Annotated in this window: 10 protein-coding genes and 1 CRISPR repeat array; of the genes, 6 read left to right on the top strand and 4 right to left on the bottom strand. The window is 66.2% G+C overall.

The window, feature by feature from the left end:
• Window positions 1-346: 346 nt before the first annotated feature.
• Genes cas3g through csb2 form a run of 4 tightly spaced genes read left to right on the top strand, consistent with a single transcriptional unit; the run spans window position 347 to window position 6,098 of the window.
• Window positions 347-2,893, top strand: a complete 2,547-nt coding sequence (gene cas3g / locus CCR79_RS08055; protein ID WP_201170657.1) for a type I-G CRISPR-associated helicase/endonuclease Cas3g — start codon at window positions 347-349, stop codon at window positions 2,891-2,893.
• Window positions 2,886-3,587, top strand: coding sequence for a hypothetical protein (locus tag CCR79_RS08060; protein WP_201170658.1), 702 nt, complete (start codon window positions 2,886-2,888; stop codon window positions 3,585-3,587). The genes cas3g and CCR79_RS08060 overlap by 8 nt, the downstream gene beginning before the upstream one ends.
• A gap of 2 nt (window positions 3,588-3,589) precedes the next feature.
• On the top strand, window positions 3,590-4,621 hold the full coding sequence (cas7g, locus tag CCR79_RS08065; protein ID WP_201170659.1) for a type I-G CRISPR-associated RAMP protein Csb1/Cas7g: 1,032 nt from the start codon (window positions 3,590-3,592) through the stop codon (window positions 4,619-4,621).
• A 1-nt stretch (window position 4,622) separates the two neighbouring features.
• Window positions 4,623-6,098 carry a type I-G CRISPR-associated protein Csb2 gene (csb2, locus tag CCR79_RS08070; RefSeq protein ID WP_201170661.1) on the top strand — a complete coding sequence of 492 codons (1,476 nt, stop codon included), beginning with the start codon at window positions 4,623-4,625 and terminating at the stop codon, window positions 6,096-6,098.
• 127 nt (window positions 6,099-6,225) lie between these two features.
• Window positions 6,226-7,885: direct repeats of the CRISPR family, unit length 36 nt; unit sequence GTGTTCCCCGGCCCTCAGCCGGGGTGGAGTTGAAGC.
• 698 nt (window positions 7,886-8,583) lie between these two features.
• Here csb2 and CCR79_RS08075 read toward each other — a convergent pair.
• Window positions 8,584-8,796: a hypothetical protein gene (locus CCR79_RS08075; protein WP_201170664.1), complete on the bottom strand. Its 213-nt coding sequence runs from the start codon at window positions 8,794-8,796 to the stop codon at window positions 8,584-8,586.
• 345 nt (window positions 8,797-9,141) lie between these two features.
• Complete coding sequence (locus tag CCR79_RS08080) at window positions 9,142-9,462, bottom strand: high-potential iron-sulfur protein (RefSeq protein WP_201170666.1); 321 nt, start codon at window positions 9,460-9,462, stop codon at window positions 9,142-9,144.
• Between the two features lie 306 nt (window positions 9,463-9,768).
• Here CCR79_RS08080 and CCR79_RS08085 point away from each other — a divergent pair, with 306 nt between their 5' ends.
• Window positions 9,769-10,116: an H-NS family nucleoid-associated regulatory protein gene (locus CCR79_RS08085; RefSeq protein WP_201170668.1), complete on the top strand. Its 348-nt coding sequence runs from the start codon at window positions 9,769-9,771 to the stop codon at window positions 10,114-10,116.
• 117 nt (window positions 10,117-10,233) lie between these two features.
• Window positions 10,234-12,225 (top strand): hypothetical protein, encoded by a 1,992-nt coding sequence (locus tag CCR79_RS08090; protein ID WP_201170670.1) that lies wholly within the window; start codon window positions 10,234-10,236, stop codon window positions 12,223-12,225.
• Window positions 12,226-12,306: 81 nt separating this feature from the next.
• On the opposite strand, the gene CCR79_RS08095 is transcribed toward CCR79_RS08090, so the two are convergent.
• Together CCR79_RS08095 and CCR79_RS08100 are read right to left on the bottom strand one after the other, a co-directional pair.
• Window positions 12,307-13,536: an ATP-grasp domain-containing protein gene (locus CCR79_RS08095; protein ID WP_201170671.1), complete on the bottom strand. Its 1,230-nt coding sequence runs from the start codon at window positions 13,534-13,536 to the stop codon at window positions 12,307-12,309.
• A 196-nt stretch (window positions 13,537-13,732) separates the two neighbouring features.
• Window positions 13,733-14,431 carry a PAS domain S-box protein gene (locus CCR79_RS08100; protein WP_201170673.1) on the bottom strand — a complete coding sequence of 233 codons (699 nt, stop codon included), beginning with the start codon at window positions 14,429-14,431 and terminating at the stop codon, window positions 13,733-13,735.
• Between the last annotated feature and the right edge of the window lie 114 nt (window positions 14,432-14,545).

Below are 14,545 nucleotides of genomic sequence, written 5' to 3' on the forward strand. Positions count from 1 at the left end.
CACGGCTGGCTGCTGGAGCGCCATGGGTTCCGGTCGCCGGCGCAGGTTCGTACAGACTACCTGGAAACCATGCCGATGGCGGCGTGATTATGCTTACCGGGTGTCCAGGCAACCGGGTGCGGTACACGGCGTGATTATGCTTACCGGGTGTCCAGGCAACCGGGTGCGGTACACCCACTGGGTATCCAGAAACTGGCCGCGATACACTCCCGAACTCGCGAAACACCGCGACACAGGATGTCGCTGCCTTATGTTTGAGTAACCAAACGTGTTAGTACCGACGGAGCTGGCCGGAGGGTCGGCATCTCGTTAAAAGCGTCCGCGCCATCGACAGAAGGGAATCGCTTTGTCCCACGCCACGCCACCGTTCGAGACGATCACTGGCCGCTCCCCCTACCCTTGGCAGCAGCGTTGCTATGACCAGCTAGCTCAAGGTGTCGTCCCCCCCGAGCTGACGCTCCCAACAGGCGCTGGCAAGACCTCGGTGGTACTCCTCTACTTGATCGCTTTGGCCCAGGGGGCGCCACTTCCACGTCGTCTGGCGTATGTCGTCGACCGACGCGCCATCGTGGATCAGACCACTGCAGAGCTTCAGGCATGGATCGAGGCTTTCGCCGATATTCCCGAGCTGCGTAACGCGCTGGGGGCTTTGGCCGCGTTCGAGCGTCCAGGGGCAGCACCGGTGGAAGTCGGTACGCTGCGCGGTGGCCTGCTCGATACTGGCGAGTGGCGGCTCGACCCGGCGAAACCTGCTGTGCTCGTGGGCACGGTCGATATGGTCGGCTCGCGGCTGCTCTTCTCCGGGTATGGCGATGGCCGCAGTCGGCGCTCGCTCCATGCGGGGCTTCTTGGGGTCGATACCACAGTGCTGCTCGATGAGTCGCACTTGAGTCCCGCCTTCGCCGAGACGCTGCGACAGGCCGAGGATCTCCATGCAGAAACCGTAGGGGCAAGGTTCCGGACCTTGACCATGTCTGCCACGCCGCGGGAGAGCCAGGGGGCTGCCCTGGAATCCACTGACGAAGCGCACCCGGTCCTCGGGGCGCGTCTGCAGGCTGCCAAGTACCCGACCCTTTACGAGGTCGAGGGCACCGCACAGTGGCGCGAGCAGATGCTGGAGTGCGCGCTGGCGCATGAAAAAGGCACCGTCCTGGTCTTCAGTCGCTCGGCGCGGGAGGCCCAGCGGCTCTATGGGGACCTGGTCAAGGCCCTCGGAGAGGGCGGAGAGGAGCGTGTGGGCCTGCTGACAGGCACCCTGCGTGGTGCTGAGCGTGAACAGCTCACGCAGCGCCCGCTCTGGCGGTGCTTTAGGGACCCGCAAGCGTCGCGAGATTTCGATGGTCCGGTCTACCTCGTGGCGACGGCAGCCGCCGAGGTGGGGGTCGACCTGGATGCCGAGCACATGGTCATGGACTTGGTGCCCATGGACTCGCTGATCCAGCGCCTTGGCCGGCTGAATCGTTCCGGCCGGCGTAGTCACAGCTCCGTGGCCATCGTCTATACCGGAGCCGACACCACTTACAAGGCCGACAAGGACGACTGGAAAAACCGCTTTGCAGCCGCCTGTGCGCGGACACTGGAACAGCTCCAGGGGCTGCAGCGATTGGCTCCTCAGGATCTGCTGGGGCTGCCAGTCGATGTCATTCGGGATGCCTCCTCTCCGGCACCCGGGCTGGTGCCTTTGGAGGCGGATCGCGTTGAACTGCTGGCGGCGACCAGTGCGGGCATGGCGCTTCCACCGGTTGAGCCCTACCTGCGCGGTATCACCGACGAGCAGGATGCGGCCGAGGTTCAGCTGTTCTGGCGCTCGGATCTGGAGCGGCTCATGGAGCGCGGGCTGAGTGCCTGTGAGGATGCCCTGGCCATGCTCCCACCCCGTCCGCGGGAGCTGCTCAAGGTCCCGGCCTATGCCGCTGCGGGAGATCTTGCGCAGATCGCCAAGAGGGTCGGCCCGTTCCAGTGTCTGCTGTTCGGTTCAGATGGGGCCACGTCCCTTCTGGAGGTGACCGCGGATAGCCGGGGTCTGCAGCGCTCGCTCGAGTACGCCACATTGGTCCTGCCCGCCCGCGTCGGTAGTTTGTCGGAGGCCGGATTCCTGGAGCCGAAGGCTGCTGGCAAGAGCGTCTCCGATCTTGCTGACGATGACGAGGGGCTGCGTTTTGAGCAGCACGGTGATGAACCCCCGGCCGATCTGCCCGAGTGGGTTGCCGGAGCCGTGCAGTGGCGAATCGCGCTGCATGATGAGGATGACGAGGAGGCTGAGCCGCACTGGTGGGTTTACGCCCGCCGCAAGGCCGGAGAGTTGGCCCTCAACGCCGAGTCCGATCTCACCCGGCTGGCGCGCAGAAAGGAGGATCTGGCCGATCACAACCACCGGGTTGCCGAGGCGGCCGCCCGGATTGGACATGCGCTCGGCTTGGAGGACTGGATGGTGGAGGCCCTCCGCGAGGCCGGGACGCGCCATGATGATGGCAAGGCCTCAAGCATCTGGCAGCGGGCGGCAGGCAACCGTGGATCAAAGCCGTTGGCCAAGAGTCCGCGGGGGCAGTTCCGTCCGGGGCTGTTGGGCGGGTATCGCCATGAGTTCGGGTCGCTCGGCAAGGCTGAGCGCGAGCTCGCGGTCTCATCGGATCTCTCCCGAGACCTCACCCTGCATCTGATCGCAGCCCACCATGGTCATGGCCGACCCGGATTCCCATTGCGGCGGCAGTGGGATCCCGAGCTGCCCGACGGGATCTCACAGCGGCTGGCGGAAGATGCCGAGCACCGCTACGCCCGACTGCAGCGACATTTCGGTGCCTGGGGGTTGGCCTGGTTGGAGGCTCTTCTGAAGTGCGCTGATGCCTGGGTCTCCAGTGGTTATGCGGATCAGGGAGGGCCGCAGCATGACTGAGCAGCAGTGCTACCCCATCGATCCAACGAACCCGGGCGAAGTGCTGGCATGCGCGGCGCTTGCCTGGCTGGCGGCCCAGGAGGACCCGCAGAGCAAGAGCGGGTTCACCCAGATTGGTGATGGCGGCTCATGGCAGTTCCAAGGGCCGTGGCCCGAGACATCCGTGCATGCCCTGATCGAGCAGGATCCGTGTGAGCAGGATGATGCCGTCTGGATCGGCGGACTGCGGCTGGACTGGTTCCAGTACCCCTACGGCCTCAACCCCGGGTTCAAGTTCTGGGCCGGGCAGCAGACGGCGACCACCGTGCTGACCAATCTTGTCCAGGCAGCCCGCGAGGGCGATCCGCAGGAGTGGCTTTCGTATCGGGCTCCGACGACGGGACGGCTCGGCGTGGACCCAGAGGGCACCTGGGACAGCCTGGCGCTGGGCTGGTCGGTGAACGAGCACACCCGACTGAAGTATCTCTGCCGCCCCTTCGTGGAGCTGTTGGCCTTCGTGGGACTGCAGCGCTTCCCGGTGCAAGGCAGCCGCGCCGAGGGGTTTCGCTACCACCTCTGGCGCCCCGTTCCGGGAGCCCTTGCCCCTATCGCCTTGGCCGGCGCGAGCAGCTTCAGCGTCGGTGGATGGCAGACCGAGATAGCCGATTCAGGCAGCAACAAGTACCTCAAGCCCGCGCGAGTGATAAGGGAGTGACCATGGCGAGCATCGCGGAACTGATCAACGACACGCAGGTTGTCGCGCTCAACGTGACCCAGGGACTGGAACCGATGGAGGGCTGGGAGGTGCCGATCTTCCCGGCGACCTATCCGCCGGACCCAAAAACCAAACAGCATCGGCATGATACCCCGTACACGGTCAATCAGCTTAAAGACGGTCGCTGGGTGGCCACACTCGATACCGTCCAGAGCCAGGCCAACCGGATGGAGGCGAGTTTCACCGGGGAGTTGGCCCATACCGTTCCCACGGTGACCATCACCGCCGGGCAGCGCACCGTGTCGTTGACCGATCTTCCGCACCGCCTTGCGGATGCCGCGATCCGCACCAGTGACCTGCGCGATGAGATTCGCGCAGCCTTCGAAGCGCACGAGGCTGGAGATCCGCTGCCCATCGCAGAGCTTGGGCCGACCTCACTGGTCTACGGCGCATGGGATAGCCGGGACACCCGGGTCAGAATCCCGCGCATGATACGCAGTGAGATCTACGCCTGGGACGTGGATGTCTTCACCCGCTCAGCGCAGTTCTCGGCGACCTTTGATGGCGAGGACTTGGGGCTGACTGATCAGGAGTGGAGGAAAGGCGCAGAGGTCGGCTTTGCGCCTACACCGTCCGTCGAGCAGCACGGCGGAGTCGTGGTCCATGGGCAGATTCGCCAGAACATGTCGCTCCACCTTGGGGCCTGTCGCAACCTGGAGCGCGCGCGCACGGGCCTGGGTCAGTACATCCTGGGGCTCGCGCTCGGTGGCTACTGGATGGGTGGCCGTGACTATGACCTGCGTACCGGGTGCTGGCTAATCCCATCCGATGCTCCGAGGGTCGAGGCCGTGCGCAAGGATGGCTCCCGCGACGCGCTTGAACTGAATGAGGGAGCCGTACGGAGCTTCTTGGAGGACGTCGCCCTGCCTGCAGCGACTGAGTTAGGGATCGCGACTGGGGAGACGCCGGTGCGTGAGGCGCAGTTCGATCCCAAGGCCGGCAAGAGCCTTATCAAGAAGGGGGTCGACGAGTGACATGCCGGTCCTGCATCTGACAATCCACTGGCTTGCTGCGGGGCCGGGCCAGGGCAGCTATCACGGTGAGGAGTGGCCGCCAAGCCCAGCCCGGGTGTTCCGTGCGCTCCTCGCTGCTGCTTGCCGTCCTGGTGGCCCAGGACAGCGCGGACGAGAAGCTCTGGCCCGCCTTGAACAGCTCGATCCTCCGCAGATCCTCGGGCCAGCGGCCGAGCGGCTGGAGCCCGTGCGCACCGCCGTTCCGAATAACGATGGCGACGTGGTGCTGGGGCTTTACCACAAAGGCCGCACCGAACAGGCCCGGAAGAAGACCAGCGCCCTGAAGACGATGCGTCTTCGACAGGGGTGGTCGGTCCCCGGGCCGGTGGAATACCGCTGGCACTTTCCGGAGCCCGACCCGGACCCACAAGCCTTCGAGCAACTCGCCGACAGCCTCACGCACCTCGGCCAGGGGATCGATCTCGCATACGCCAACGCCGAGTGGCTAGAGAGTCCGCGGCCTCAGTGGGGCTACGCGTGGCGCCCTGACGAGACCCTCGGCAACGAAATGATGCCTGTGCCAAGCCCCGGCGAGATTGAGCGGATGGATGCGCTCCACGAGGGTGCTCTGGGCCGGATCCGGGGGCCGCATGTGAGTAGCTCCCGGGAGCCGCCGGTTGCCTTCGCGACCTATCAGGACCCGCTGGTGCCGCCCGCCAAGCGCTGGCAGGCCTTCACGCTTCGGCTGCCCGATGACGCTGGTCCCTTGGCCGTTTCCGGGGCGCAGGCCATGCGTGTCACGGGGATGGTCCGCCATGCGGTCCACCGGGCTGCTCAGCAAGCGGGGCTCGATGAGACGACGATTCAATCGCTGATGGGTCATGGCGGCCCTGGGAAGATCCAGGCGCTTGCGATCCCCAACGTCGCACACGACTGGGCCGATGGCCGGATCCGACGCGTGGTGCTGGCAGCCCCGCCCGCGGTAGATGCCCAGATCTGGGACGCGGTGGTCCTGCGGATGGTCTCGGCGGAACTGATTGATGCCGACTCCGGCGAGATCCAGGGGCTGCTCGCACCTGTTGCCCAGCCCAGGGAAGACAAGCTCCTTTGGCGGTTCACGGATTCGGCCAGGGTCTGGTCGGCGGCGACACCGGTGATTTTCCCGGGGTTCGACACACGCCGCGGACGCCCCCGCCCGGAGAAGGCGGTGCGCCGGATGCTGCGGCACGCGGGGATTCCCCAAGAGGCCGTGCGTCGGGTCCGGATTGATGACGCGCCCCAGCTGCCGGGGGTCTGCTCGGCACGGAGCGTGGCCTTACCGCACTACTTACGCTCCTATCCGCGCAAGTTCCTCACCGTGGAGTTCCAGAAGCGCGTCGCCGGGCCGCTCATTCTGGGGGCGGGTGAAGGCAGTGGGCTCGGCTTGCTGACCCATTGCGAGCAGTTCAGTGCTGCCAGTAACCCCGGGGAGCGCTCGCAGCGGCGAAAGGCGAGCTGAGGCAGGAGGTTAGGTAGGGGTGAGGTGCGGATCGAAGGGCCAATCAGGAGTGACAGGCGTCCCGAGGAGCGGACCACTCGCAAACCTGGTCGCAGAGACCCTTCAGGTCCGGTGGTTGAAAGGTGCTGTGTTCCCCGGCCCTCAGCCGGGGTGGAGTTGAAGCGTCGGATCAGCTCTCGGTTTTCCTGCACCCATTCCTGCACAGTGTTCCCCGGCCCTCAGCCGGGGTGGAGTTGAAGCAATAACCCCAAGGTTATCACGAATGGCGGTAATTGTCGTGTTCCCCGGCCCTCAGCCGGGGTGGAGTTGAAGCGTTCTGTCCGTCCATTGTCAAGTCTCCCTGAGCATTTGTGTTCCCCGGCCCTCAGCCGGGGTGGAGTTGAAGCTGGCGCTCCATGATATCCGCTCGATTTACGAGCTGGCCGGTGTTCCCCGGCCCTCAGCCGGGGTGGAGTTGAAGCAGACGGCGGATGATGACAGGGTGTGCGAAGAGTGTGCCGTGTTCCCCGGCCCTCAGCCGGGGTGGAGTTGAAGCGGCGGCTACGATAATCGCGCCCGGCTCAATCGCGCGGAGTGTTCCCCGGCCCTCAGCCGGGGTGGAGTTGAAGCCTCGCCAGCATCGTCGTTGTCACCGCCGGCGCTACGGTGGTGTTCCCCGGCCCTCAGCCGGGGTGGAGTTGAAGCGCCTTGGGAATCCTCAACCGTAACCGTGGTGTTGCCGTGTTCCCCGGCCCTCAGCCGGGGTGGAGTTGAAGCAGCCTCCGTTAAACCGTGACCACGCCGCGCACTTCCGTGTTCCCCGGCCCTCAGCCGGGGTGGAGTTGAAGCATGTTCACGCTAGCGTATGACGACGCCAAATTGTTGTGTGTTCCCCGGCCCTCAGCCGGGGTGGAGTTGAAGCTCATTCAGTATTTACGCCGGATCGCCGATGCGGACAACGTGTTCCCCGGCCCTCAGCCGGGGTGGAGTTGAAGCCTGGTTCTCGACGACGCATGGATGGAGCGCGGCCGCCGGTGTGTTCCCCGGCCCTCAGCCGGGGTGGAGTTGAAGCCCGCCCGGACTCGGTGGTCAGGTCTTGGGCCTCGGCCAGGTGTTCCCCGGCCCTCAGCCGGGGTGGAGTTGAAGCTAGTGAGCCGGGTGGTTCACTTCGTCCGTCATTGCATGTGTTCCCCGGCCCTCAGCCGGGGTGGAGTTGAAGCCACGACCTGAGAGCCAAGGCCCTCACCGACATCGCCCGTGTTCCCCGGCCCTCAGCCGGGGTGGAGTTGAAGCACAAAGCAGGCATCCGGCCTAAACTACCTACGGTCACCGTGTTCCCCGGCCCTCAGCCGGGGTGGAGTTGAAGTTAGAGCCCGTGGGCCTCCAGCGCGGAGATGCTGCCGGTGTTCCCCGGCCCTCAGCCGGGGTGGAGTTGAAGTGCAGTACGGGTCAGTGCAAATACGCGCCCCTATGCGGTGTTCCCCGGCCCTCAGCCGGGGTGGAGTTGAAGTTCGATGGAAACACGGATCGGTGATCGTTTCGGCAACATGTGTTCCCCGGCCCTCAGCCGGGGTGGAGTTGAAGTATGACTGAGCGGTCTTACTGCGAAACCCGCGGCGAGCGGTGTTCCCCGGCCCTCAGCCGGGGTGGAGTTGAAGTGAGGAAGTCACGTTCAACGAGCTTGGCTCGCGGAATGTGTGTTCCCCGGCCCTCAGCCGGGGTGGAGTTGAAGTCCGGGGATCCTGGAGAACATCGCCACCAAGACCCTGCGCGTGTTCCCCGGCCCTCAGCCGGGGTGGAGTTGAAGTATCCATGACTCCTACGCCTGCCGCAGCGGGCGAGGAACCCGTGTTCCCCGGCGGAGTACCGGGGTGATGTTGAAGCATCACAGCATCCATGGCGCGGTCGAACTGCACGTTGGGTGTTCCCTGACCGCGTGCCGGGGTTTCGTTGAAGCGCGCCGATGGCACCCGCGCCGAAACCGGCGAAACCAGGTGTTCCCCGGCTGTGTGCCGGGGTGATGTTGAAGCATCCGCGTGGTCATCCCGCCGGAGCTGCCCCGCCGGGGTGTTCCCCGGCTGAGTGCCGGGGGCGACGTTGAAGCCGTTGCGCCGGTCCTTGCGGTGGTGCCGCGCAGGACCAACGGCTTAGACCGTCTCTTGCCCAGGGGGGAAAGGTCCGGTACCAGCGGATCCGCGGCGCATGGATCCGTCTGGGCCGACTTTGCTGCCCGAGCAAGCGCCTGACTCTTGCCCCGGGTACGCTCGCAAGGAGAGATGCCGTATCGACGAGATATAGACCGGCGCCCCCATTGCACGAGAGTGGCAGCGTCGACCGGGGGAGACTTACCCATTACACGTGGGTGTCCTGGCGCCCAGGCCCTCGCCCCTCACCGCTAGCAATGGCCACCGTCTTTGGCCGACCTGCTTCCGCTGCGGTAGGTCAGTTTGCGGGGTTGGTAACAGCCGCACTCGACGACCGAGGGCAAACGCCCAGGGACCTCGACTTAGCCGGTTGTATGGCTCTCCTGCCATGCGGCGGCAACTTCGGCATGGAGTCGATCCACCAGCGCGGCGGCCCGATGGTCGCCAAGGGCGAGCGCCATTTGCTTGGCCCCCAGCATCTCGCTGGTGATGCCGCGGTAGTCCGGCTGATCCTTGGCGAGCCTAGCGCGGGTGGCTTCGCCGATGCTCTGCAGGGTGATGTTGTCGGTTTTCATGGGGTGCGTCCTCATGCCGCGGTTGGCTTTTGGCATTGGACGCGTGCGGGTGCTGGTGCGGGTAGCGGGTCACAATCGTCTTCTTTTTTGACAGTTGATTCAGTGTCTTGAAGACGCTTTGTGGTGGACGCCGCCTCCACCAATCTCTAGATTCCCGATACCCCCGCTTCCCTGAATGCCCGCACCGCGGGCATTTTTTATGCCGCAGTTGTCAGCACGCCTCGCCACATCGCCGCCCCCTGCGTATCGCCGCAGGGGCGCCCGGCGCGGCTGCCACACCCTCCCGGGCGGGCGCGTGGCAGCCGCCGGTGGCCGGGCTTACCCCCACGTGACGGCGACCCCGGATCAGGAGGCTGGTGCGTAGACGGAGCACCAGCCTTCCGCCTTGACGAGCACCTCGTCAAAGTCCGGGTGGGTGCACCGCCCCCAACCATCCTCGACGGCCTCGCCCCAGAAGGCGCAGTTCTCGCAAAGCTGCCCTTCCTCGTAGCGCGGATGGCCCGAGGCGTCCGCGGCCTCGTTGACGTAGTCGTGGGCGTGGCCATCCTCGGCCCTCGGTTCCGCTCGGGCGCTGCGCTGATGCAGCAGGGTTGATAGCGGCAGCGCCGCCAGCGCCACGGCACTACCCTTGAGGAACGTGCGACGACTCTTGTCGATTCCACTCATGCCAGCCACCTCATTATTTTCGGTATGGATCGGCGATTCCACCCTACGCCTCTTAACGGCGCGATCCAACCCGAAACCAACGGGGCAGATGCCAGCGCTTATCCGATTTTGACTCATCGGGTTTACACGGAAAAGGTAGGGATGCCATCCGAAGAAGAGCGACGAATTGATTCCTGAAAAGGATCTGGTATCTTGTTTACAGGCTTGAATCGCTCTCAACGAAACGACGCCTCAGGACTCAAGCACCCGGTCAAGGGACGGACCCGAAAAGCCCCCGGGCACTCATTTGTAAGGAGCCGATACCCGATGACCAGCAAACAGCTTGAAGCCATCAACCTGGAGGGGTTCACGGACGAAGAACTCGACACCCTCGAAAAACGCATTGCCAGGGAACGCGAGCAGCGGGATCGCAACCGCGTTGTAGAGGCCGAAAAAGAGATCCGCCTGGTAGCGGCGAAATACGGCGTCAAACTCGAAGAGGCGCTCGGCGACCTCAATGGGCACAACAAAAAACCTCGCCGCCGTGTCCCTGCCAAATACCGCCACCCGCGGGACCCGGCCAAGACCTGGTCCGGCCGTGGACGCACCCCGCGCTGGATCCAGGAGTGGGAACAGGACGGCGGCAGCCGCGAGGAGCTGCGCATCGCGCACTGATCGCAGGCCAGCCCTAGGCCCGGCCCACGCCTGGCGCGCATGGCCGGGCTAGCCCGAGACCTCACCCCGGGCCAAACGGTGTTGGACAAACCGTGGCGGCCGGTCCACTATTCCCGCATGGATGATACCCCCGACGACACCGGGCAGGCGCTGGAGCGCCTGACTCAACGGGTGGATGACGCCTGCGAGCGCCTGGCCCGGACCGCGAGCTTCGCCAAGTTCACTCACGCTGCGCAGGTTCTCGAGGCGACCCGCCGCCTGCTCACCCACCCCGACGGCGTCCCGGCGCTCTACCAGCGGATCGGGGCGCTGACCGAGGCCGGCGTCTTCGCCGGCAGCGACTGGGAACACCCCGAGCAACTCCAGCCAACCCTGGCCGCCAACACCCTGAAGCTCGCCCGGGACCAGACGCTGATCCTGGAGTGCCTTAGCGAACTGCGCCTGGTGGCCATCGCCGAGGGCACCGCCAGTCATCCAACGCTCGACGCCGACACGGCCCGACGGTTCCTGGCACGGGTCCTGGCGCTGAATCTGCGGCTGATCTTCGGGCCGGTCGGCGAGTCCGAGCGGGTGCATCTGGGCCGCAATCTGCCCATGGTGCAGCGCCACCAGCGCTTCATCGCCGAGCAGGTCGGCTTCGGCGAGGTCATCGAGGAGCTGATCGGCGAGATCTGGCGCATCCTCGCCCAGCGGCCGGTGGTCGTCGGGCACGTCAAGGAGATGATCACCAGCGTGGCGGTGTACCTGGACAGCGATGAACCCGGGGTGCCAGCAGCCCGCGCCCGAGGCGCGGAGCGCCTGATCAGCGCGCTCTACGGGCCGACACGTGGCTGCCAGGAGGACCCGGGTCTGGCCGTCTACCAGGAGCGGCTGGCCAGCATGGACGAGACCTCCCTGCGCAACGAGGCACTCGGCCTGGGGCGCGCCATGCACGACACCGGCCTGGTTTCACCCTACCACCCGGTCTTCCTGCACTTTGCGCTGGAGCAGTCGCCCGAACTCCTCCCCAGCGCGCTGGGCCTGAGCAGCACCGGGATCGATGCGCTCGGATGCTACCCGGAACTGGTGCACACGCTCATCCGCCGTGCCATCTGGTCCGAGACCGCGCAGGCGGTCTACGGCCTGGCGGGCCTGCTCGAGCGCGGCATCCTCTACAGCGGCCCAGTAGCGCCGGCCCTCTGGCGCCAGATCCATCTACCGCTCTGCGCCGCCGCCCGGCAGCGGCTGGTCGATCGCATCCCCGGCGCCTCGGCCGCGCCGGAGGCCTTCCTGCTCGCCGGGGCGATCAGCGTCCTCGGCCAGCCGCGCGGCCTGGGTCAGGGCAACAGCCCCACGTGTCAATCGGCACGGGCGCTGTCCATGTGGTCGAGCAACGACCCCGACTATCTGCTGCAGATTGTCGCCTGGGCCGCCCGCGACGACGATGTCGTGGCCCACTTCGAGGGCCAGGCCCTCTCCTCCGCGGAGCTGCTCGCCCGCTACCCGGAGGCGCCCCTGGAGGATATCGACCCGGTCTCGGCGGTGGCCGTACCTCACTTGGACGCCATCTACCACGAGATGGGGCGGCGCTGCGCCGGACGCGGCGAGGACCCCCACCGCTGGGTGAACCCCGAATTCCACGGCTGGTGGGTCGGGCGGGGGTTCTCGATCGCCGTCGATGTCGCCACCGGCGCCCTCCCCGATCTGCGCGGCTTTGCAAGCCGTTTCTACGGCTGCTACCACCCCGGCTACAACGGCAACAACCCGGTGATCCACCCCCAGCCCGCCGGGGTGGCGGTCACCGACAGCAGCGGTGCCTTCGTCGGCTGGCACGCCATCACCATCGAGCGCGTCTCCACGGACCCGGACGGCGTGGTCCGCGTCTACTTCTTCAACCCGAACAACGACAGCACCCAGGACTGGGGCAACGGGGTGATGGTCTCCACCGAGGGTAACGGCGAACGCCACGGGGAATCGTCCCTGCCCTTCGAGCAGTTCCTGTCCCGGCTCTACATCTTCCACTACGACCCGCGGGAGGAGGCCCTGGACCCGCCAGTGCCGGAAGAGGAGATCAGCGAGGTCATCGCGCTCGCACGCAACAGCTGGGCCGCCGGGCGAGCGATCCACTGACCCCGGAACCCGGCACCGTCGCCCACGAGCCGCCCGGGGCGCTCCCGCCCGAGCGGCGGGGCGCCCCGGTCCGATGCGACGTCAGACGTAGAAGTCCAGCTCCTCCTGGTGCTTGAGCAGATCCCGGAGCCGGTGGGGATTGTCCCCGAAGAAGTAGACCAACCCCCAGTGAGTCCCGAAGGCGGTGCGCTTGGTGACCACCTCCTGCTGTGGCGGCGTCAGCTCGTGGTACTCGAAGTACTCATGCTGCTCGGTCTCTTCCGGGATCTCCAGGCGGCTAACCACCCGACGGCGCGGATAGACGCCGAAGCAGCCCGCATAGCCCTTGGCATCCACCACCTCGCGGGGGAAGAAGTCGGTGATCTCCTCCTCCGTGGTCTTCGGATCGAAGGCCAGCACCATCCCCTGGTAGGCGTTGAACCCGTAAGCGCGCTCGAGCAGCTCGAAGACCTTGAACCCCGGCGGGCGGTAGGCCACCTCGCCGAAGTACATCGTCCCATCGCTGGTCACGAAGTACTCCGGATGGATAAAGCCGAAGCGGATGTCGAAGGTCTTGATCAGCTTCTCGATCTCGCGGGTGATCAGATCCCGCCAGCTCTCCAGCTCCGGGGTGGCCGGAACAAAGACCGAGTAGCCGAGGGTGACGTACTCGGAGATGTTCAGGAAGCGGATCTTGCCGTCGTGGATCCAGGCCTCGACGGCGAACTCCCAGCCGTCCAGGTGGCTCTCCATGAGCACCGGGAACTCCTCCTCGGGGATCAGGTCGACCTCGTCCGGCGTGCGGATGACGCGGTGCCCGAGGCAACCCGCCTTGTCGAAGGCCTTGAGGTGGATCGGGTCGTTGGGGTCGCCGTCGAGCTTGAGCAAGGTCTGGTTCACGCGCTTGAGGAAGCGGATCACGTCGTCGCGATCGTGGGCCTCCTCGAAGATGCCGACGCGGATCCCGCCGAGCTGAGCACGGCGCTTCATCAGCGCCTTGTCCCGGAACAGCACCGCCTGACCGTGCAGCCGCGGGTCCCCCATGAGCACGGCGTTGATGGCACCGGCCCACTCGACGGTCTCCTCGAACAGCGGGATGGCGACATCCACGCCTTCTTCATGCAGCCGTTCGGCGATCTCCATGGACCGGTCGTTGAGTCGCTCGAAATCCCAGGCGATGAAGGGGATCTCGTGCTCCCGGGCATACTCCTCGGCCCACTCCGGGGCGACAATGACGTAACGGCGGTCGAACCGGTCGAGGGCATCGATGCAGTTGATGCTCCAGCCCAGAATGGCGACGTAGCCCTTGGTCGGGTCCTTCTCAGTACTCATGCGGCGGGGTGCTCCGATGGCGGGTCATGATGGGTCGGCCCGCCTTGCGGAGCGGCCGGCAGACGTCGTGCCTTCGTGGGACCGCCCGGGCGAGCTACCCCGCAGTCTATCTGCTCGGACGCGGCCGGAATAGCACCGCCGCGCCGTGCGCAGATGATTTTTGCAGCAATCGAGCAAGCCGGGGCTCGGCGGCCGCTCAGGGCGTCGGCTCGCCCTCCGCATCATCCACCGGCTTGACGCCCAGACGCCCCGCGAGGAGTTGCGGGGACGCCTCGACCAGATCGATCAGGGCCTCGCGATCCTCCTCAACCTGACGTTGCTCGGTCAAATCGATCAGAGCGAACAGGCCGTGGACGCCACCCCCTTCGGTGCACGCTACCTCCGTGACGCACTCCATACGCACAAGCCGGCGCAGGGGACACTGATCGCAATGAAGCCCCAGCTCGGTCGCCGCCCGCGCCGCCCCGCCCGCACTCTGCGCCGCTCGGCACCGCGCCCACTGCTCGAGCGCCGAAGGGGCCAGAAACTCGGCAAACGCCTGCCCCTCGAGTTCCGGTGCCGAGGCGGCTCCCAGCAGTTCCGCGGCCGGGGGGTTGGCATCACGGATCACTCCGTCCTCATCCAGCAACAGATAAGCCACCGGGGCGTGCTCGAAGAGATCGCGGTAGCCGGCACGGACCCGCGCCAGTTCGCCCCTGGTGCGGTGGAGCTCCTCGGCCTGGATATCGCGCTCAATCTGCAGCAGCAGCAACTCCTCACGCCACGCCTCCGGGGTGGCCGGCAGCGTCCGATCGATGTCGACTGCTCCGGGGGTGGTCTCCATGCGCTTCCTAGCCCGCTCTCGCAACAGCCGGGCCGCTTCATCCTGGCGCGACGGACTGGGGTCTTTGGTCATGGAGGGCATCCTGAGCGGGAGAGATCAGGCGCCGGCCGGCGCCCGCGGATAACCTCAGCCTCAGGAGTATAGAGGGCCCCGGCGCCATCCACACGGACTGTCGCGCACCCAGGA

It is taken from the genome of Halorhodospira halophila, assembly GCF_016653405.1.
GTDB classification, from domain to species: Bacteria; Pseudomonadota; Gammaproteobacteria; order Nitrococcales; family Halorhodospiraceae; genus Halorhodospira; species Halorhodospira halophila_A.

Bases quoted from the DNA above. Each gene is read 5' to 3' on its own strand.
- CCR79_RS08095 (WP_201170671.1), bottom strand. From the start codon at position 13,536: ATGAGTACTGAGAAGGACCCGACCAAGGGCTACGTCGCCATTCTGGGC.
- CCR79_RS08060 (WP_201170658.1), top strand. From the start codon at position 2,886: ATGACTGAGCAGCAGTGCTACCCCATCGATCCAACGAACCCGGGCGAA.
- csb2 (WP_201170661.1), top strand. From the start codon at position 4,623: ATGCCGGTCCTGCATCTGACAATCCACTGGCTTGCTGCGGGGCCGGGC.
- CCR79_RS08085 (WP_201170668.1), top strand. From the start codon at position 9,769: ATGACCAGCAAACAGCTTGAAGCCATCAACCTGGAGGGGTTCACGGAC.
- CCR79_RS08080 (WP_201170666.1), bottom strand. From the start codon at position 9,462: ATGAGTGGAATCGACAAGAGTCGTCGCACGTTCCTCAAGGGTAGTGCC.
- CCR79_RS08100 (WP_201170673.1), bottom strand. From the start codon at position 14,431: ATGACCAAAGACCCCAGTCCGTCGCGCCAGGATGAAGCGGCCCGGCTG.
- CCR79_RS08090 (WP_201170670.1), top strand. From the start codon at position 10,234: ATGGATGATACCCCCGACGACACCGGGCAGGCGCTGGAGCGCCTGACT.
- CCR79_RS08075 (WP_201170664.1), bottom strand. From the start codon at position 8,796: ATGAAAACCGACAACATCACCCTGCAGAGCATCGGCGAAGCCACCCGC.
- cas7g (WP_201170659.1), top strand. From the start codon at position 3,590: ATGGCGAGCATCGCGGAACTGATCAACGACACGCAGGTTGTCGCGCTC.